At 72.2% G+C, this 19,581-nt stretch carries 10 protein-coding genes and 4 pseudogenes; 9 read left to right on the top strand and 5 right to left on the bottom strand.

The window, feature by feature from the left end:
- Positions 1–361: 361 nt before the first annotated feature.
- Positions 362–5,020 (top strand): trypsin-like peptidase domain-containing protein, encoded by a 4,659-nt coding sequence (locus ACZ52C_RS28430; protein ID WP_469077438.1) that lies wholly within the window; start codon positions 362–364, stop codon positions 5,018–5,020.
- Between the two features lie 154 nt (positions 5,021–5,174).
- Positions 5,175–6,149, top strand: a complete 975-nt coding sequence (locus ACZ52C_RS28425; protein ID WP_469077437.1) for a bifunctional riboflavin kinase/FAD synthetase — start codon at positions 5,175–5,177, stop codon at positions 6,147–6,149.
- Between the two features lie 90 nt (positions 6,150–6,239).
- Here the strand turns inward: ACZ52C_RS28425 and ACZ52C_RS28420 are convergent, their stop codons facing one another.
- Positions 6,240–9,128 (bottom strand): MinD/ParA family ATP-binding protein, encoded by a 2,889-nt coding sequence (locus ACZ52C_RS28420; RefSeq protein ID WP_469077599.1) that lies wholly within the window; start codon positions 9,126–9,128, stop codon positions 6,240–6,242.
- Between ACZ52C_RS28420 and ACZ52C_RS28415 the strand changes: the two genes are divergently transcribed.
- Positions 9,087–9,692: a hypothetical protein gene (locus ACZ52C_RS28415; protein WP_469077609.1), complete on the top strand. Its 606-nt coding sequence runs from the start codon at positions 9,087–9,089 to the stop codon at positions 9,690–9,692. The two genes, ACZ52C_RS28420 and ACZ52C_RS28415, sit on opposite strands and share 42 nt — an antisense overlap.
- Before the next feature lie 30 nt (positions 9,693–9,722).
- Here the strand turns inward: ACZ52C_RS28415 and ACZ52C_RS28410 are convergent.
- The 3 genes and pseudogenes from ACZ52C_RS28410 to eccE form a co-directional block, all read right to left on the bottom strand.
- Positions 9,723–9,851: pseudogene (locus ACZ52C_RS28410) on the bottom strand (SCO5717 family growth-regulating ATPase); the annotation flags it as partial.
- A 297-nt stretch (positions 9,852–10,148) separates the two neighbouring features.
- Entirely contained in the window at positions 10,149–10,964 is an 816-nt protein-coding gene (locus ACZ52C_RS28405; RefSeq protein WP_469077436.1) for a hypothetical protein, read from the bottom strand.
- Positions 10,961–11,901, bottom strand: a pseudogene (gene eccE / locus ACZ52C_RS28400) (type VII secretion protein EccE); the annotation flags it as partial. The pseudogene eccE and the gene ACZ52C_RS28405, both read right to left, overlap by 4 nt.
- Before the next feature lie 388 nt (positions 11,902–12,289).
- On the opposite strand from eccE, the pseudogene eccB reads away from it, so the two are divergent.
- Positions 12,290–13,827 (top strand): annotated as a pseudogene (gene eccB, locus ACZ52C_RS28395) (type VII secretion protein EccB).
- 69 nt (positions 13,828–13,896) lie between these two features.
- Positions 13,897–15,181: pseudogene (gene mycP / locus ACZ52C_RS28390) on the top strand (type VII secretion-associated serine protease mycosin).
- Between the two features lie 25 nt (positions 15,182–15,206).
- Here mycP and ACZ52C_RS28385 read toward each other — a convergent pair.
- On the bottom strand, positions 15,207–15,533 hold the full coding sequence (locus tag ACZ52C_RS28385) for a DUF397 domain-containing protein (RefSeq protein ID WP_469077435.1): 327 nt from the start codon (positions 15,531–15,533) through the stop codon (positions 15,207–15,209).
- A gap of 360 nt (positions 15,534–15,893) precedes the next feature.
- On the opposite strand from ACZ52C_RS28385, the gene ACZ52C_RS28380 reads away from it, so the two are divergent.
- The 4 genes from ACZ52C_RS28380 to ACZ52C_RS28365 all read left to right on the top strand — a co-directional run bounded on the left by ACZ52C_RS28380 (position 15,894) and on the right by ACZ52C_RS28365 (position 19,560).
- Complete coding sequence (locus tag ACZ52C_RS28380) at positions 15,894–16,337, top strand: WXG100 family type VII secretion target (protein WP_469077434.1); 444 nt, start codon at positions 15,894–15,896, stop codon at positions 16,335–16,337.
- Between the two features lie 17 nt (positions 16,338–16,354).
- Positions 16,355–16,666: a WXG100 family type VII secretion target gene (locus ACZ52C_RS28375; protein ID WP_469077433.1), complete on the top strand. Its 312-nt coding sequence runs from the start codon at positions 16,355–16,357 to the stop codon at positions 16,664–16,666.
- A gap of 105 nt (positions 16,667–16,771) precedes the next feature.
- The gene (locus ACZ52C_RS28370) at positions 16,772–17,200 is read left to right on the top strand and encodes a hypothetical protein (protein WP_469077432.1); all 429 of its coding nucleotides are present in this window, start codon (positions 16,772–16,774) and stop codon (positions 17,198–17,200) included.
- 20 nt (positions 17,201–17,220) lie between these two features.
- Positions 17,221–19,560, top strand: coding sequence for a hypothetical protein (locus tag ACZ52C_RS28365; protein WP_469077431.1), 2,340 nt, complete (start codon positions 17,221–17,223; stop codon positions 19,558–19,560).
- Positions 19,561–19,581: the final 21 nt, after the last annotated feature.

Raw genomic sequence — 19,581 nt, 5'->3', positions numbered from 1 at the left:
AACTGCGCGATCAGCCACGCACGACCCGCACCCGCGAACCCAGCGCAACCACCCGAGTTGTCAGGCGGGGGGCAGGGGCGCAGCCCCTGGCCGGGCCGGTGCCGCAGGCGCCCGGCGCCCCACGGCCCCACCCAGCGGAGCGTGGAGCGGCGGTCACGGGGTCGCTGTTCCCGCCGCTCCACGGTCCCCCCTCGGTTCCCCCACCCAGAGGTGTATCCATCCGCCCGGGCCTATTCACCCCTTCGTGCAGGCGCTCGGAGTGAACCGAGGGAGCGGAAGGGGGCGCGTTCGCCGCGCGATCTGTTCCGCTGATCTTCACGTGCCTACCGTCGGAACACAGGTACGACGGGGAGGTCAGGACATGGCGGTACGGGGCCGTCGGGCAACCGACGACGGCCGCCGGGCGGCGCGGGACGAAGTCCTGGTGCGGGTCGGCGATCTGGCGGGACGACCACGCGGCACGGGCTTCGTCGCCGACCACCACGGCACGGTCGTCACCAGCCACGAGGCGGTGGACGGCCTGGCCCGCATCGTGGTGCGCGCCACCGGCGACCGTGTCTGCGTGGTGACGTCCGACGAGGTCACCCCCCTGCCCGCCCTCGATCTCGCGCTCATCCGCACCCAGGGGCTGTGCGTGGACCCGCTGCCCTTCGCCCTGCGGGAGGAGGTCGAGACGGGCGCGTACGTCCGTATCGCGGCCGGCGGCTGGCGCGAGGCACGGGTGCTGGGCACGACGGACGTCACGTACACCGCGACCGACGGTTTCCATCTGCTGCGCGGCGCCCTGGAGTTGGCGATCGGCACCGCCGGCAGCGAGGCGCTGAGGCTGGGCGGCGGCGCGGCCGGGGGGCCCGTGCTCGACATGACCACGGGCGCCGTCGTGGGCGTCCTCGGCACGGCCCTGGAGGCACAGCACCGGGCGACCGGCTTCGCCGTGCCCCTGCGCGGATGGCGCGTCGAGCGGCCGCTGGCCGAGCTGCTCGCACGCAACGCGGCGACCGTACCGGCGTACGGGACGGATCTGAACCTGGCGGGGGTGCTGGAGCTCACGGCCACGACGGTCGGCTCGGACGGGCCGGGGGCGGGTGCGGGGGCAGTGGCGGCGGCCGGTGCCGAGCCCGTCGAACGAGTCGATGTCGTACGGGAGTTCACCGCCTTCTCCGAGGGCCCCGCCACCGTTCTCGGCCTCGTCGGCCCGCCCGGCAGCGGCCGTACGACGGAACTGGCCGCCCTCGCCGCCCGTCGGGGCAGGGGCCCGGCCCCCGCCCCGACCCTCTGGCTCCGAGGCGCCGACCTCCTCTGCGACGACACCTCCGTGGCCGACGCGGCCTGCCGCGCGCTGGAACGGGCGGGACGGATCGTGGCGGCGTCCGCGTCGGCATCGTCGACGGCAGGACTCGGCGGGCCTGTCGGCGGCGGGGAGGCGTCGGATGTGCCGGAGTGGGCGGCGAGGGATGGGTCCACTTCGCCGGACGCGCAGGAGGTCGGCGGGTGGGGAGGGGGCGACCGGGCAGCCGACCGCCCCGGCGGCCCCGCTGACGCGAGCTGGGCCGCCGGGGCGGTCGGGTCGCCGGGGTCTGTCGGGTCGCCGACGGGTGCGGGTGCCGGTGCCGGAGCGGCGGGCGGGGGCGCCGCGTCGGACTTCTCGGCCGCCTTCGCCGCTTCCGCGGGTGCTTGCGGCGGCGACGGCTCCTCGGGCGATGCCCAGGATCAGGTCCATTCGGCGGCCGGGATCGGGCGGCCGTGTCTGCCCGGGCGCTATCAGGGCGAGTTGGGCGACATCCGGCCGGAGCGGCTCGCGCGGCTCGCGGAGGAGGCGGGGCGGCCGCTGCTGTTGCTGCTCGACGGGCCCGAGGAGATGCCGCCGACGCTCGCGCACCGGCTGGCCGAGTGGACCGCGGGGACGGCCGAGTGGTTGCGGGCGCACGGGGCGCGACTCGTGGTGGCCTGCCGATCCGAGTACTGGGAGCGGGCCGGGGCGCACTTTCCTGCGGAGCTGCTGTACGGGGAGGCTCCTGGCGCGGAGGGGCAGCTGCCGGCGTGTGTGCGCCTGGGCGACCTGACGGAGAGCGAGGCCCGGCGGGCTCGCCTGCGGTACGGGATCCCGGAGGACGCGCTCACCGCCGCGGACGCCCGGCACCCCCTCACCCTGCGCCTCCTGTCCGAGATCCGAGCGGCCCTGCCGCACCCCTCGAAGGGCCACCCCGGCGAGGATGGCGCCCCCGCCGGCCCACCCGAGGAGCACGCGGCAGGGACCGCTCGGTCAAGCCGGCCCGAGACAGAGCCGGAGAACCGGGTGCCGGGCGGCCCCGGGCAGGAGAACCAAGGCCCCGGCGGCCGGGAGCCGGAGGGCCGGGGCTGGTGCGGTCCGGGGCCGGAGGGCGGGGTCTCGGGCGGTCGTGGGGGTCAGGAGGAGCAGAGGCGGCACGGCTGGGGAGCTGAGCGTCCGGGCCGGGACGGCTGGGCGCCGCACACGGAGTGGCCGGACGGTGGGGGGCGGCCGGAGCAGCAGGGCCAGGGGCAGGGGCAGGGACAGTACGGCCGGGTGGTCCCGGGTCCGGACGACGCCCAGGGCCCGGGCGGCGAACCCGGCAACCACTGGGTCCGTACCGCGCACGCAGACGCCGGGGGCCCTTCGGCCAGGCACACCGCCACGGCCGACCCCGCAGCGGGCGGTGCCTCCGCTCCGTCCGCTCCCGGGGGACCAGGCACCGGTAGCCACCCGTCCGGCCAGACGGCGCCGCCCACCGGCCCGGGGCCGTACTCCTCCGACCCGACCGGACCCTCCTCCCCCTCCTGCACCCCCGGCACGACCCCGCCCCCTACTCCCTCCCCCCGCCCCGGCAGGGACGAGGTGCTGGCGGCCTATCTGGATCTCATGTGTCTGCGCGTCGCCGTGCGGCTCGCCGCTGTGAACGGGGTGCGAGGGGCCGGCGTGCGGCGGCTGGCGGCGCAGGTGGCCGGGCAGGTGCACGAGGCTGCCCGGCGCTGTCTCGGCCCCGGGCAGGGGGAACTGGACCGGGCGGCGTTCGAGGCCGTGTTCCCGTGGGGACCCGTGCCGGGTCGGCGGCTCGGCGGCACCACCGGCTGGGCTTCGGCCGTGCTCACCGAGGGCCTCCTCGTCCCGGCCGGCGACGGCTACCGCTTCGCCCACGAGGAACTCGCCGACTGGATCCAGGGCGCACACCTGGACCTCGACGCAGCCCTGCACGCCCTCGTGCACCGCGGCTGGGTCGCCCAGGCCGAGTCACGGCGCGGCTGGGGCACCATGCCCTCGGAGGCCCGCGTCCGCAGGCAGGCCCGCCGCGCCACCCGCAACCTCCCGGTGCCCCGCCACCGCATCGGCCCCGTCGTCCACGCCCTGCTCCTCCTCGGCGGGCAACAGGGCCCCACCGAACTCGCCGGACGCCTGGAGGAGTTGCTCGACGCGCTGGACGCCCTGCTGCCCCCGGGCGCCCCCGCCCCGGACGACCCCACCTGGTGGGGCACCCGCCTCCTGTCCGAGGTCCTGCTCCAGGTGCCCGACGCGACGCCGTACACCCGGGTGCTGCGGTTCCTCACCGAGCGGATCGGCGCCTGGCGTGCCCAGGGCCGGGGTGTGCCGCCCGAGTTCGGCCCGGACTTCTGGGCCGCGCTGCCCCTGCCCGAGGCGGAACGGTTCGACCTGCTGCGACGCCTGGTCGTCGCCGACCCGGCCACCGACGAGGGACCTCGCTATCTGGACGCGGTCTCCCGGCTGCTGGCGGCCGCCCCCGTCGCCGTACAGCCGCTGCTCACCCGCTGGTTCCTGGACGACACCCCGCTGGTCGCGACCCCGGACGCCACCGTGGCGACGGCCGCGCAGGCCCTGCTGCACACCCATCGCCGGTGCGCCCTGGACGACCTGACCGAGGCGCTCGTCGACAGCGCACACCGCCGCGGCGACGAACTCCTCGCCGTGCTGTCCGAGGAGGAGCCCTCGGCGGTGTGCCGGGCCGTCGGCCGATGGGCGCACGACGAGCGTCCGGCCCGGCGCGTCGCGGCGCTCGCGTACGGGCTGCGGACCGCGCCGCACGTGCGCACGGAGGCCGACCGCGCGCTCCTGCGCCACGCGGCGTTCGCCCTGTTGGGCCGCCCCTGCGACGTCACCCTGCACAGCGGCGCCCTCGCCCTGCTCGTACGGGATCCGCTGACCAGGTCGCGGTATCTGCCGCAAGCGCTGGAACGGTTCGCGGCCGGTGACCCGCAGCTGCCCGCGAGCGCCGTCGTCACCGCTCTCGCCACCCACCCCGATCCGGTCCTGGACGCCTTCCGCGCACGGCTGCGCTCGCCGGGCGCGGAAAGAGCGGAGGGCGCCGAGGGCCCGGACGGGGAGGCCCTGCGTACGCTCGCCGAGGTCACCACCCCCGGCCTCGCCCGCCGCGTCACCACCCTCGTACGGGAGGTCGTCGCACTGCGCCCCGAGGTGGCCGGGCACGTCGCCGTGTACGTCGACCGCCGACTGGAACACGGCCCAGGCACCCGCGCCGTACTGTTCCCGCTGGTCAGCGGCCTTATCGTCGATGGCCCCGTCCAGGTGCGCGCGGCCCTCGCGGCGGTCTTCGCCGAGCCCGGCACCTCCGTCTCCGGCCCGCTGCGGCGCGAACTGCTCGACCTGCTGATGGCGACCGAGCGGGACCCGTCCGTCCTCGACGCGCTGCTGCGAGCGGTCGTCGCGCATACGGCAGGCACAGCGGGCACCCCAGCCGCCGTAGGCGCCGCAAGCACCGCAGGCACCGTCCGTACGGCGGATCCGAGGGAGGGCACGGCCGTCCGGTTGCTCGTCCACCGCATCGGTCTGCTGCTCGTCCGCACACCCGAAGGGGCCACCCGATTCGACTGGGCGCTCGTCGATCTGGCCCGTCACGTGCCCGGTTTCGCGGAGCTGGTGGCCGGCTGGCTCACCGGTACGCCCCAGGAGTGGGCGGCGGTGGTGGGTCCCAGTACCCGCCGGATGATCGAGAACCTGGCGGGTGTGCCGGGGGTGCGGGTGCCCGCGTGAGGAGGGAGGCGCGCACCGGGGGCGCGGGTCGGGATCCGTGCTCCGGGTCACAGCCCGGATGCCGATGCGGGCGGAGAGCATCGGGCATGGCACCCTTAGACCTGCGCAAGGTAAGGCGTCAATACGGACACGGGTTCGACGAGGAGCGGTCACAGTGCAGCGCTGGCGTGGCTTGGAGGACATCCCCGAGGACTGGGGGCGCAGCGTCGTCACCATCGGTTCCTACGACGGGGTGCACCGCGGGCACCAGCTGATCCTCAGCCACGCCGTGGAACGCGCGCGTGAGCTGGGTGTTCCCACCGTCGCCGTCACGTTCGACCCGCACCCCAGCGAGGTCGTGCGCCCCGGTACGCACCCTCCGCTGCTCGCGCCGCACCACCGCCGCGCCGAACTGATGGCCGAGCTGGGTGTGGACGCTGTCCTGATCCTGCCCTTCACGACGGAGTTCTCGCGGCTCTCTCCGGCCGACTTCGTCGTCAAGGTGCTGGTGGACAAGCTGCACGCCAAGGCCGTCGTCGAGGGCCCCAACTTCCGCTTCGGCCACAAGGCCGCCGGGGACGTGGCGTTCCTGGCCGAGCAGGGCAAGACGTACGACTTCGAGGTCGAGGTCGTCGACCTGTTCGTCACCGGCGAGGCGGGCGGCGGCCAGCCGTTCTCCTCGACCCTGACCCGGCAGCTGGTCGGCGAGGGCGATGTCGAGGGTGCGCGCGAGATCCTCGGCCGCCCCCACCGCGTCGAGGGCGTCGTCGTGCGCGGCGCCCAGCGCGGCCGCGAACTGGGCTTCCCGACGGCCAACGTCGAGACCCTCCCGCACACCGCGATCCCCGCCGACGGCGTCTACGCGGGCTGGCTGCACGTCGAGGGCGAGGCCATGCCCGCCGCGATCTCCGTCGGCACGAACCCGCAGTTCGACGGCACCGAGCGCACGGTCGAGGCGTACGCCATCGACCGCGTCGGCCTCGACCTCTACGGCCTCCATGTCGCCGTCGACTTCCTCGCCTTCGTGCGCGGCCAGGCGAAGTTCGACTCGCTGGAGGCGCTCCTGGTGGCGATGGCCGAGGACGTGAAGAGGTGCCGCGAGCTGATCGGCGCGTACGACGGTGGCGACGAGGGGAAGCGGCCCCGGTAGCTCTGCCGGACCGAGGCCCGTGTCCGTTCACGAATCGTGAACGGACACGGGCCTCGGTCGTGCCGTCGGCTGCCTCGGCTGCCGCGCGGGCTACTGCTGGGGCGGACCCTGCGGCGGGTACGGCTGCCCGGGTGCGGGCTGGCCGGGCTGGCCGGGCTGGCCGTAAAGCTGGGGGGCCTGGCCGGGGGTCGGCTGCCCCGGGTAGGGCTGACCGGGGTACGGCTGCTGCCCCTGCTGCGGATGTTGCGGATTCTGCTGTTGCGGATAGTGCGGCTGGTACGGCTGCTGACCGGGTGCCTGCTGTCCGGGTGTCTGCTGACCCGGCATCGGCGGGGCGACGACCGGCGGCGGGTTGCCGTCCGACGTCCACAGGCCGTGCGACTGCTGATGACGGGCGATGTCCTCGGCGACCATCGCGGCGAGCGTGAAGTACGCCTCCCGCACCTTCGGCCGCATCATGTCGAGGTCCAACTCGGCGCCCGCGGAGAGGTGTTCGTCGAACGGAACGACGACGACACCCCGGCAGCGCGTCTCGAAGTGGGAGACGATGTCGTCCACCTTGATCATCTTGCCGGTCTCACGCACCCCCGAGATGACCGTGAGGGAACGGGCCACCAGGTCCTGGTAGCCGTGCGCGGAGAGCCAGTCCAGCGTCGTACTGGCGCTGCTCGCACCGTCCACGGACGGGGTCGAGATGATGATCAGCTGATCGGCGAGGTCGAGCACGCCGCGCATCGCGCTGTAGAGCAGACCGGTGCCCGAGTCCGTGAGGATGATCGGGTACTGCTTGCCGAGGATGTCGATCGCGCGCCGGTAGTCCTCGTCGTTGAACGTCGTGGAGACGGCGGGATCCACGTCGTTGGCGATGATCTCCAGTCCGGAGGCCGCCTGCGAGGTGAACCGCCGGATGTCCATGTACGAGTTGAGGTACGGGATCGCCTGGACGAGGTCGCGGATGGTCGCCCCGGTCTCGCGCCGCACCCGACGGCCGAGCGTGCCGGCGTCCGGGTTGGCGTCGATCGCGAGGATCTTGTCCTGCCGCTCGGTGGCGAGGGTCGAGCCGAGGGCCGTGGTGGTCGTCGTCTTGCCGACGCCGCCCTTGAGGCTGATGACCGCGATGCGGTAGCAGGACAGCACCGGCGTCCTGATCAGCTCCAGCTTCCGCTGCCGCTCGGCCTCCTCCTTCTTGCCGCCCAGCTTGAACAGCCCGCCGCCCGAGGCCGGACGGCTGCTCTTCGCCTTCTGCTTCTTGCTGTTCAGCAGCCGGTCGGACGACAACTCCACCGCGGCCGTGTAACCGAGCGGTGCCACACCCGGGTTGGTGGGCTGACGGTGGTCGTGCTGCACGGGCTGCGGCCAGGCGGCGCCGGTGCGGGGGTCGACGGGGGCGGGAGGCTGGGGTTGCCCGCCGGGCTGGCCGGCGTGACCGGGGTACTCCGGATGACCGGGGTGCTCCGGCTGGCCGGAGTGTGCGGGCTGCCCGGGGCCTCCGGGCTGTCCAGAGCCTCCGGGCTGCCCGGGGAAGGGGGCGTGGGGCTGACCGGGGTGGCCCGGCTGACCGGGTTGACCGGGTTGACCCGGCTGGGCCGGGGGCTGGGGGAATCCGTAACCGCCTTGCGGCGCGGGGAAGTTGGGCGGCCCGGGCGGGGTCGGCGCCGGAGCGCCCGGGACTCCGGTGGGCGGGAACCCGTAGCCGGGCTGGGGGGTTGGGGGCTGGGGCGCCCCTGGAGGAAAGCCGTAGCCCTGCTGCTGAGGTACGGGGGCGACGGGAGCCCCCTGCTGCTCCGGCTGTCCCGGTTGTCCTGCCTGTCCCGGGTGGCCGGGCTGGGCCGGGGGTTGGGGGAAGCCGTAGCCGCTCTGCTGGGGGATGGGTGCCTGCGGAGGCACGGGCGCGCCGGCGGGCGGGAAGCCGTAACCGGGGGTGGGCTGCGGCGCGGAGGGCTGGGGGGCGACCGGCTGTCCCGGGTGGCCGGGCTGGGCCGGGGGTTGGGGGAAGTCGTAGCCGCTCTGCTGGGGGATGGGTGCCTGCGGAGGCACGGGCGCGCCCGCGGGCGGGAAGCCGTAACCGGCCGGGGAGGGGAGGCCGGAGTCCTGTGGGGGCGCCGCCGGTTGCCCCTGCGGAGGTGTCGGGCCCGGGGAGACCGGGGCGTGGGGCGCGTCGGGAGAGGCGGGCACGATGGGAGCCGGGGGTGCCGCGGGCGCCGTGGGGGCAGCGGAGGAACCGGGGGTACCGGTGGGGTCGGGGGTGCCCGTTGTGACGGGCACGCTCGGAGTGCTGTCGGCGCCGGGCGTTCCAGGCGTTCCCGGCGCGTCGGGTGCGTGTGAGGCGACGGGCACCTCCGGCGCACCGGCCACGCCAGGGGCGGCGGGCTCGCCGGGCGCAGAAACGGCAGCTGCGGGGGGCGGTCCGACGGGCGCGCCGGGCGCGGCGTCGATCGGCGCGCCCCACTCCGCAGGGGCACCCTGCGGAGCCTGCGGGTGAACCGGCTGCTGCGGAGGCACGGCCGGCTGTCCCCCCTGCGCGGGCGCAGCCTGCTGTTCCGGCGTCCCGGGAGCCACCTGCGCCGCTTCGGCCGACGGCACGGACGGCGGCCACTGCGCCGCCGGCGCGGGCGCGACGGGCGCCGCGAGCTGGAACTCGGGCGGCAGCGGCGGAATCGCACTGTGGGGCACCGGCGGGGGAGTCCAGGCGGAGGCCCCTTGAGGTGCGCCACCGGGGGCGTCCGGAGCGGGCGGGGTGTCCTGGGGCACACCGGTCTGCGGCGCGGACTGAGGCGTACCCGACTCAGGCACTGCGACCGAGGGCGCGGCGTCGTCGATGGGGACGTCGTCGGTCGTCGCGCTCTGGGGCGAAGCGTCCTGCGCTGCGGCGTTCTGAGATGCGTCATCACCCTGGGGCGCGGCGTTCTGCGGGGCGGCGCCCTGCGAGACGGGGCCATGCCCATCGGCCTCCTGCGGGGCGGCGCCCTGCTGCGACACGGCATCCTGAGGGATCGCTCCCGTCGGCTCGTTCCCGCCGGGAGCGGAGTCCGGGGTGCTGTCGACGACGGACGGTTCGGCCCCAGCCGGCTCGGCCCCGGATCCGGCCTCGCCGGACGCAGCCACGGCAGCCGTACCGTCCGCAGGGGCGGCAGCGCCACCGTCGCCGTCCTGAGCGGCGACGCCCTGCGCACCCTGCCCCGCCTCGGCGGCGGAAGCCTCTGCGGGCTGCGCGGGGGCACCCACACCCTGCCCGGCGACCTCAGGAACAGCGGCGGTCGTACCGGCCTCGCCACCAGCACCACCACCCGCACCCGCAGACTCGGTCGAGCCACCCTCGACCGCACCTGCGCCCGAGATCTCCCGCTTCAACGCGGCGGCGGAGATCCGCATGGTCGCGCCACTCTCGATGTCCCCGCTCTCCGCACCGGCCTCGGGCGCGGCAGCCACCGGCGGCCATGGCGGGGCGGGATGCGCACCACCCGGAACGCCCCCCGCGGCCGGCGGGGACCCGGGTTCCGTCCCCGCCCCAGCATGGGGATCCGTACCCGTATCCGGTCCTGAAGCCGGCCCTCCCGACGGCGAGGCGTTCTGCGTGTACCAGGCGGGCGGCGCGTAGTCGATGGTGAACTCGCCCGTCGCCTCGACGGCGGACTCCGCGTCGGACTGGTCATCGCCGGGTGTGGCCCAGCCCCCGCGGATCCCGTCCCGATCGCTGTTCACAATTCCTCCTGGTGTGGTCGAGCGCCCTCAAAGCGTGCCGGGGCCGACCGTTCTGGTCGTTCGAGCCGTGTCGTCGTGACGTCGTGATGCGCGCCCCCGGTCCCAGCCTAATCACCACGAGCGCGACGACGGCAGGCCCGTCCACCCCTCCGCGCCCGCCCGCTCCGTCACACCCTGCCCTGAGATGGCGCCACATCCCCAACGAGTGCGCACAAAAGGGTCATTGAAGGTGAACGGCGCGAAAGGGGAGGGAGACCAAACCGACAACAGTCCGTCTCCGAACCGTGGCCGCGGCTGTCAGTCCATTCGCCGAGGCGTGCCCAACAGGCCTGTCTCGGCGTCGGTCGGCTGGGTCATCACATACTGCCGGTCGCGGTCGGCGCACCAGAGGGTGACACCGTCGGCGAGCGTCGGCAGCGCCTCGACGTCCGTCCGGGGAAGAGCCATGGTGCGCCCCAGTTCCGCCGCCTCGTCGGGCGAGACCCGCTGCACACCGACGAGCCGGGCCTGCCGGATGAGCCGTGGGGCGACCGGGCTGAGGTACGGCAGCAGGGTCAGCACGGCCTGCCAGGGGCCGGCGACGACCCGGCCGCGTGGCGGACGCATACCGCAGTCACGCACGACGAGCACGGGACCGCCGGCCGACGCACCCTGCGGCGGAACCCGCCCGACGTCGTACACGGCCAGGCCGTTCTGTCCGCCGCCCATGGCGTGCACCAGCTGCATCCAGGCCTGCGCCCTCCCGGTCTCCACGGCGACCCGTGCCCCCGTGGCCGCCGCGCGCAGGGCGAGCACCTGGGCGGTCCACAGTCCGCCGATCAGGACGACGTCGTAGGGAGTGGGCCGGTTGATCCCGAGGACGGCGGGCCGGTTCTCGGAGTCGACGCCGATGACGACGCCGTCGTCCCCGACGGGCAGCGCGAGCGAGTCGAACTGCTCGGCCGACAGGGCGTGCCGTCCGTGCCGGGGCCCGATCAGCCCGGACCCGGCACGCAGCCGTTCGCGCACCCGCTCACCCACGGAGGGTTCAGGGGAGGCTGGCCCCGGGGCACCCGAACCGGGGGCCGCGGCGGCGGAGTCGGGTGCGTACGGGCCCGTACCGGTCGTGCTCATCGGCGGACACCTCCGAGGGGCAGTGTGGCGAGGACCCCCGGCAACTGTTCCCGGTCGAGCCGTGCGAGCCCGGCTCCGGCCTGCCGTGCGGCGTGCTCCAACGCCCGCCGGGCGGCGACGAGTTCGTCGTCGCTGCGTCCCGTCACCCGTACGTGCCCGGTGACGGCCATCTCCTGCCGCACTCCGCGCGCCAGGGTCAGACTGAAGGTGGTGGCGAGCGCCGGCAGCGCCGTCAACTGCCCCACGAACTGCGGCAGCGACGGCCCTCGACCACCCAACTGCGGCCATCGGCGCACCCAGTACGTCGTGTGCCGTCGGTTGTCGCACCGCCAGTTGCGACTGGACTCCTCGGTGCGCCGCTGCGGGGTCTCCGTCCGCCCCGCCTCGGCCGTCACCAGGGGGTTGGCGCAGGCCGAGGTGGCGACGGCGGAGATCAGTTCCTGCTCGTCGAGCACGGTCGTGCGGAACCCGGCACCGGTCAGCCGGCTGGCCAGATGGTCCGCGACCCGCACCACACACTTCTGTGACCCCGACAGCCCGCCTCCGCGCGCCGCCACGGCCTCCGGGCAGAGTTCCGGGTCGAGCTTCAGCGCGATCCAGGTGATCCGTATCGCCGGCGTGCCCGTCCGGGCCTGCAAGGGCGCATAGTTGCTGACGGCCACCGACTGCTGGGGCAGGTGGATCGCGGGGGCCGGCTGGGTGTGCAGCACGATCTGCGCCCCTCCAACCGGATCCCGTCCACCTCCAGCGCGTCCCGTACCAGGCCCAGCGGCAACGGCTGGCGGCTCCGATCGGCCCGTAGCGCCGTCGCGTCCGCCTCCACCTGCAACACCGCGCTGACGAAGGTCCCGTCCCCGATGATCCCGACGCTCCGCCGGTCCCGTCCGCCGTACGCGTAGGTCCGCAATGTCGGGTCGCACTCCACCGCGGGCGCGACCGGACTTGAGATGCGGTGCGAACGGACCGGCCGCCGGCGTCACCGAAGACGAGGACGCGGACGGGGAGGAGAGCACCGAAGACGAGGACGCGGACGGGGAGGAGGACGGCGTAGGCGAGAGCACGGACGGCGACGGGGGCGAGCCGGTGGCAACGGCACGCGCATCGGCCGCTGGTGCACGCGATCGTGATCGCGCCCGGCTTGCGGAAGCCATTGCTGCAAACCCACCGTAGTCACCTGAAACGACCCACTCGCAGCGGCCTCGATGTGGAAGGCACCCTACCCGCCCCACGCGCGCGACGGCCCAACGGGCATAGTAGGGGCCGGTCTGACAGCGGAGGGCGGAGGTGACGGCCCCCGGGCGCGGTACGGGGAGACACAGGCACTCATGGCATCACGGCGGGATGAGCTCAACGCCTACACGTTCGCGAAGCGACGCACTCTCGCGGCCTTTCTCCAGCAGTCGCCCTGGGGCTCGGAGGAGGGCGCCCCCAGACCGCTGCGGGCGGTCGTGCCCAGTCTGATCGCCGGTGCCCTCGTGCTGGGAGTGTTCGGCGCCTGGGGCATGTTCCAGCCCACCGCGCCCAAGGACTGGAACACCCCGGGCACCCGGGTCATCGTGGGCAAGCAGTCCACGACGCGCTATGTCGTCCTCAAGACGGACGGGACCACCCGCCTCCACCCGGTCCTCAACCTGGCCTCCGCCCGACTGCTGATGAACGGCGCCGACTACCAGGTCGTCCAGATCAGCGACAAGATCCTCGACTCGGCAAGCCGCCCCGTGGCCCGATCCTCGGCATCCCCTACGCACCGGACCGGCTGCCGACCCCCGACGAGGCGGGCACGGCCAAGCGTTGGGCGGTCTGCGAGCAGCCCGGCGGCAAGGGCAGCACGGTTCAGGAGGCGACGTTCGTCCTAGCCGACCGGGATGTGCGCAGGACGGACGGCTCCGAACGTCTCTGCGGCGGCGAGGTGCTGTACGTCAGGACCCGCGCCGGGGAACGCTATCTGGTGGACGCCGCCGGGAAGGCGTATCCCGTCGCGGGCGAGGCGACGGACGAGGAGAACCAGAAGCTGACGGAGACGCTCGTCGGCTCCAAGCAGCCACAGCTCGTCACCAAGGAGTGGATCGGGACCCTGCACCGGGGCGACCCGATCTCGTTCCCCCGACTCCCGGCCGGAGTCGGTTCTCCCGCCGGGGTGCGGGGGCAGCTCTCCGCCGAGGAGAACAGGGTCGGCATGGTCCTCGTGACGGAGACGGGCGAGGGCGAGAAGTACTACGTCGTGCTGCCGGGTGAGGTGAAGCCCGTCAGCGCGTTCACCGCCTGGCTGCTCATCAACTCGCCGCAGTCCGCCGTCCTCGACATGAACGGCGAGGCGTCCAAGGTGGGCCTCCAGGACTTCACCGCCGACGGAACGCCCTTCGCCGGTCAGCCGTCGGACTGGCCGACGCGGCGCGCCTCCATGGTCAACTCGGCTTCCGCGGACTCGGGTCGCGACACCGTGTGCAACGTCCTGAGCGGCGTCGACGACGACAACGGCACCACGCTCCGGACCTGGACGGGCACCGAGTACCCCGCCGAGATCGCCGCAGGCGGCACGAGCACGTACGTCACCCCGGGTACGGGACTGCTCTACACCCAGATCCAGGGCACCGACAGCGACTCCGGATCGCTCTTCCTGGTGACGGACACCGGGCTGAGGTACGCCGTCCAGGCGAACGGCGACAGCGACAGCGAGCGGTCCGGCGTCGGTGTGGACGGCAAGAAGAGGACGTCGGACGGGACACCGGAGCCCAGCGAGGCCCAGGTGAAGCTCGGCTACGAGAACGTCCGGCCGGCGAAGGTCCCCCTGGTCTGGTCGGAGTTCCTGGCCAAGGGCCCCCGCCTGGACACCAACAGCGCCCGCCAGCCGCAGGGTTCGTGAACGCGAGCGCCTGCGCACCACCCACCCGCAGCGGCTCCACAGCACACAAGGACGGGAGCGACGTACACCGTGTCGCCGAAGAAGACCACTCTGCCGGCCGTGGCCGCACTGCTGACGGTGCTGAGCACCGCCGCGCCCGGGGCCGGACCGGAGGCGGCCGGCCCTGAGGCGCGAGGAACGTCCGACGCGGGCGTGCGGTCGAGCCGTACGTCCGACGCGGGCGTGCGGCTCGACGGCAGCGGCGCGTGCACGTTCCCGGCCGAGCAGATCAAGGGCACGCCCTGGGCGCTGCAACGCGCGCTCCTCGACGAACTCTGGCAGGACACCGACAAGGGCAAGGGCATCCGGGTGGCTGTCATCGACACCGGAGTCGACGACCGGAACCCCCAGCTGAAGGGGGCTGTCGACAAGGCGGCCGGCCGTGACCTCCTCGCCGGGGGCAAGGGCGCCGACCCCACGAACGACCGGGAGGGACACGGGACGAAGGTCGCGGGCATCATCGCGGCGCGGCCGCACGACGGCACGGGCTTCGTGGGCCTGGCCCCGAACGCCACGATCATCCCGATCCGCCAGAACGACGCCGAGAACAGCGGCGACTCGGACTCCATGGCGGAGGCGATCACCCACGCCGTCTCCCGGGGCGCCGACGTCATCAACGTCTCCCAGGACACGACCAAGCCCCTGTCCGGCACGTCCAGGCTCGCACAGGCGGTCCGCGCCGCCATCGAGCGCGACGTCGTCGTGGTCGCCTCCGCGGGCAACGACGGCCTCGACGGCACCTACAAGAACACCTACCCGGCCGCCTTCCCCGGCGTCCTCGCGGTGGCGTCCTCCGACCGCAACAACGAGCGGGCGTCCTTCTCCCAGGCGGGCGCGTTCGTGGGCGTGGCGGCCCCGGGCGTCGACATCGTGTCCACGGTCCCGGGCGGCGGCCAGTGCACGGACAACGGCACCAGTTTCTCCGCCCCGTTCGTCGCCGGGGTCGCCGCGCTCCTCAAGGAGAAGCACCGGGACTGGTCGACCGCGCAGATCGTGACCCGGATCGAGCAGACGGCCGAACCGCTCCGTCAACGGCCACGACAACTTCGTCGGCTGGGGAGTCGTCGACCCGGTCCGCGCCGTCCAGCACTCGGACGTGGCCGACCCGCCCTCGTCGCCGACCCTGGACCCCGGAGTGTCCAGGGCTCCGGCCCCCGACACCGCCCGCTTCTCGCTCGCCGAGACCCCCCAGGAACGCGACGAGCGCTACGCCACCTACGCCCTCGGCCTCGCCGCGGCCGTGGTCACGGTCATCGCCGGCACAGCGGTCGTCCTGCGCGATCTGCGCCGCAGGCGTCGCGGCGAGAACGTATGAAGCCGTGGGACCTGGGCGACGCGGCTCAGTGGGGCGCGTCGGCGTTTTGCTGATCGAGCCCGCCGTCGTGCGGCGCCGGCTCCAGATCGAACTCCCCGTCCCGCGCCCCGAGCACGAAGGCCCGCCATTCGGCCTCGGTGTACCGCAGCACGGTGTCAGGGTCGAGCGACGACCTCATGGCCACGGCGCCCTCGGGCAGATAGGCGATCTCCACCCGCTCCTCGTGCTCCTCGGTACCCGGTGCGCTGTGCCACTCCACCCCCGAGATGTCGAGCGCGTACAGCTCGTCCTTCTCGCGCTCTTTGCGTTCCTTGAGTGCCTTCTCGGCATCCCTGTCCAGCCCATCGGCCATGACGGCGAGGTCCCTTCCCGACGTACGAACGAGCTACGGACTCACAGTACTTGCGCGGTGGCACACCCGTGACCGACAAACGGAACTGCGCCGTGTCACAGCCCGCGATCCTCATGTCACCCGGTGTCGGCGACCTGAGTCTCCGCTACGGCTCCGGTCAGGAGAACGGCTCGTCCCTCGTACCGTGCGTGAACTGCCCCGTTACGACTTTGCAGTTGGAAGCGTCATGTCAGGTGACTGGAGTGGCTCGCGGTATCACGTGGGTGGTACCGCACGGGGGCGGTGTCGCACTGTGGCCGCGCTTCGCGCGGTGATCGCGGTGATCCTTGCCCACCTGGACCATCCGGGCGTCCGGCCTCGATGGACGCGTCACGGCGGCCGGTACCGCCGTCACATCAAGAGGAGGGCGGAGAACCTGCGAGCGAGACCCCGGACCAGAAACGCGAGAACGATCAGATCCGAGCGCTGGCCAACAAGATCCAGAACTTCCACGTCGAGGTGAGTCGTCGTGTGTCGTCGCTCAACACCGTGGTGGACATGATCCAGGGCGGCTGGCAGGGCGCGGCGAGCCAGGAGTACGACAAGGTGCAGCGTGAGGTGAACGTGCACCTGAAGAAGCTCCAGGACAACCTCGTCGACCTGGAAGAGGTCATGCGCATGGCCGTCAACGGGTTCGACGAGCATGAGCAGGAGCGCATCGCGGAGATCCGGAAGGTCGACAACTCCGCGGAGTCCCAGGCCCAGGCGGACGCCGGCACGAGGGGCCAGACGTACACCACCGACCGCATCACCAGCCTCGCCTGAGCCACGGAGGTCCCACGATGAGCACCGGTTTCGACCGCACAGCGATCAACTACGCCACGGTCACCCAGGCCGCGAGCGACGTCCGCAAGACGGCCACGGACCTGACGCAGGAGCTGGAAGCGCTGATGCAGGAGGTGAAGCGCGTCGCCGAGACCTGGGAGGGCGAGGCGAAGACGGCGTACGGAGACATCCAGCGCAAGAACACCACCGAGATGCAGGCCATGACCCAGCAACTCCACCTGATCGCCAGCCTCTTGGACAGGTCGGTCGTCGGCTACCAGGGCACCGACCTGGACGGCGCGAAGCGCATCCGCATGCTGATGGGCTGATACACGGCTGAGGGCCGGGGGAGACAGCGGGATGCGCTGCCTCCCCCGTGTTGATGGCCGTGTGAGTACGGCGAGGCGGCCTGCCTGTAGGGAGTTGAGGAATTCATGACGTTCGAGCAGAAATGGGCCGAGCTGCGCGCGGCGGCGGCCGAGCGGACCGCCGTGCAGATCAACAGCGTTACGGCCGAAGGCGGCCAAGGTGGTGGCGGGAAAGACCTGGTGGTCAACCGGGACGACCTCGGCGCTATCGGCAATGACGCGTATGACCTGTTGGGTCGACTGGCGAAGGAGGGCGACATGGCCCGTCCCGCCACGTTCGACGCGGCGATAGCGCTGACCAACGGGAACTTCGTGAGCGGTTCGGCCGTGCTGAAGGTGCATGACTACTGGCAGACCCACCTGAGGACCCTGCTGGATGCCTGCGCGCAGATCTCGAATCACCTCGATTACAGCAAGGCCCAGCACGCCAAGGACGAGGTGAAGATCGTGGGAGATCTGACCCGGGTATCCGCCCTCACGGAATACATGAAATAGGGCTCGGGGGAGCGCACGCTTTGCTGAAGTACGAGGACATCATCGACGCCCCGGTGGCGAAGCTGAAGGCCGCCGTCGACGACTGGTCGGAGATGGCGAAGAAGCTGGACACCCTCGCCACGGACGCTACCGACGGGATGAAGGCAAAGGCGGACAAGGCCTCTTGGGCGGGCGTCAACGCAGGGGTCACCAAGGCGTTCATCGGTAAGGCGGCCAAGGAGTTCGCGGACGCCGCGGCCGAGGCCAAGGGCGTGAAGCAGATCCTGGAAGAGGGTCACGCGGCCATCAAGAAGGCCAAGGACGACCTGATCAACATCCGGGACCACGAGGGGCCTGCGGCCGGCATCCGGGTGGACGGCAGTGGCAAGGTCACGGCGAAAAACCCGTTGTCCCAGATCCCCGCGGCGCGGCACGACCCCGACTACAGCGATCTTCTACGGGAGGAGCAGCGGAACATCGAGTCGTGGCAGGAGAGGATCGACCTCATTGTCGATAACTGCAACGACACCGACGTCGCCCTCAGAAACGCCCTTCAGGCCAATGTCACCGACCGCAAAGACTTCAGCGCTCCGACGTACACGAAGCTGGACCAGGAGGAAGCCGCCCGCGCCGCCGCTCTGGCGGGCAAGGGCCGGGACCTCACACACTCCGAACTTCAGCAGCTCAACGAACTGCTGAAGGACAACAGTAGGTCGCTGGAATTCTCCAAGGGCTTCTACGAGAAGCTCGGCCCCGAGAAGTCGCTGGCGTTCTTCGGCCAGCTCTCCACGGACACGTACGAGTTGGGAAAGGTCGACTCGCAGCGCCTCAAGGACGTCCAGCAGCTCCAGGAGAACCTCGGCCTCAACCTGGCCACCGCCTCCCACGACAAGGAATTCACCGACAAGTGGGGGCCGGAACTCCGCAAGATGGGTACCGAGCGCATTCCGCTGTCCAAGCACGACTACGGCGGTCCGTTCGGATACCAGCTGCTCGGCGGGATCATGCGGTACGGGAACTACGACGCGAAGTTCCTCAACCCGATCGCCGAACACGTGGCGCAGTTGCACGCGAAGGACCCGTACATGTTCGCCGAGAACAAGGTGGTGAACAGTCCGTTCAAGAACCCGTTCAACCCCTCCGGAGTGAACGGGGCGGGCTACGATCCGGCCACCGCCATGCTGGAAGCGCTCGGCAACAGTCCGGACGCGGCGAAAAAGTTCTTCACCGACACCCCGACCGCGTACAACGAGGACGGCACGGTCAACCACGGTGCCACGGCCGACCTCGGGAAGGACAAGGACGGCCAGGCGATCGACAACTACTTCGACTTCTTCGGCAATGAGAAGTGGGAGTCCTTCCCCGACGTCAACTCGGTTGACGAGCACAAGGCGTCTCTCGACCAGATGCCTGACGCCCTTGTCCACGCCTTGGAGGCAGCGACCCTCGGCTATCCGGCCGGACACCCGGACGCCGGCGTGGTGCGGGACGCGGACAACGCCGCGGTCATGCAGAAGGTCATGGAGAAGTACGGTGCGGACCCCGGCCTGCTGAAGGAGCACCACGAGGCGTTGGCCGACAGCCTGGGCGTGATGGGCGGCGGCTACATCGACGACATCAACTGGGCCTTGGACAAGAACGACCCGGAGAGTGTGTTCGCCCCGGGCAAGAACCCGGAGGGCCACCTCAACTTCGCGGACACTGTGGACGGTCACGGGCGGAGTATCGTCCGGGGATTCCTCAGCACCCTGGGTCAGCATCCGGATGCCTACGCGACGGTCTCGGCCGCGGAGCAGGTCTACACCCGCAGTGTGCTGGAAGGGACAGTGGGTTCGGACGGGATCAAGGAGGGCGCTGCCAGGGCGACCGTGCGCGTGGGTGCCGAGGTGCAGGGAATGCTCGACCAGTCCCGGGCGGACCAGGTGGAGGCGACGAACCTCAAGACCCACGAGGACTACGAGAAGGCGGTCGCCAAGCGAGCGGGCTGGGTCCAGTTCGGGGCCGCGGTGGGCATCGCGGCGGGCGTCGCCTTCCTGCCCGCGACGGCGGCCGTGGGCACGGCCGCTGTGCTCATCCCGCTGGCGACGGATACCGCCGCCGGCGCTGCCGAACAGGTCATCGGTCAGGTGGTCGGCGACATGTCCGAGAAATCGGTGGATGAGCACAAGGGGAAGATGGAGGACCTCACCGACGACGAGAAAGACGAGATCTACTCCGCCGGTGAGAGTATGGCGGAGGTCCCGATGGATGCTTTCCTGCGGCACAACAGCGTGGACCCCCACAGCGATGTCGCACAGGACCTCCGCGAATCGATGCTGCTCGGTTACGCAGTCGGCAACGACCGGGAGAACCAGCAAGGCCACGACCCGGAGACCGGTTGAGGCCTGTGGAGGGCCGAGGAC

The sequence above is a fragment of the Streptomyces sp. NPDC034049 genome (genome assembly GCF_055575575.1).
This window is presented reverse-complemented; position numbering and strand designations above follow the sequence as displayed.

Excerpts from the sequence above, each read along its gene's own strand:
- ACZ52C_RS28385 (WP_469077435.1), bottom strand. The coding sequence starts at position 15,533 with ATGGCCGATGGGCTGGACAGGGATGCCGAGAAGGCACTCAAGGAACGC.
- ACZ52C_RS28405 (WP_469077436.1), bottom strand. The coding sequence starts at position 10,964 with ATGAGCACGACCGGTACGGGCCCGTACGCACCCGACTCCGCCGCCGCG.
- ACZ52C_RS28375 (WP_469077433.1), top strand. The coding sequence starts at position 16,355 with ATGAGCACCGGTTTCGACCGCACAGCGATCAACTACGCCACGGTCACC.
- ACZ52C_RS28380 (WP_469077434.1), top strand. The coding sequence starts at position 15,894 with ATGGACGCGTCACGGCGGCCGGTACCGCCGTCACATCAAGAGGAGGGC.
- ACZ52C_RS28370 (WP_469077432.1), top strand. The coding sequence starts at position 16,772 with ATGACGTTCGAGCAGAAATGGGCCGAGCTGCGCGCGGCGGCGGCCGAG.
- ACZ52C_RS28430 (WP_469077438.1), top strand. The coding sequence starts at position 362 with ATGGCGGTACGGGGCCGTCGGGCAACCGACGACGGCCGCCGGGCGGCG.
- ACZ52C_RS28415 (WP_469077609.1), top strand. The coding sequence starts at position 9,087 with ATGCCCATCGGCCTCCTGCGGGGCGGCGCCCTGCTGCGACACGGCATC.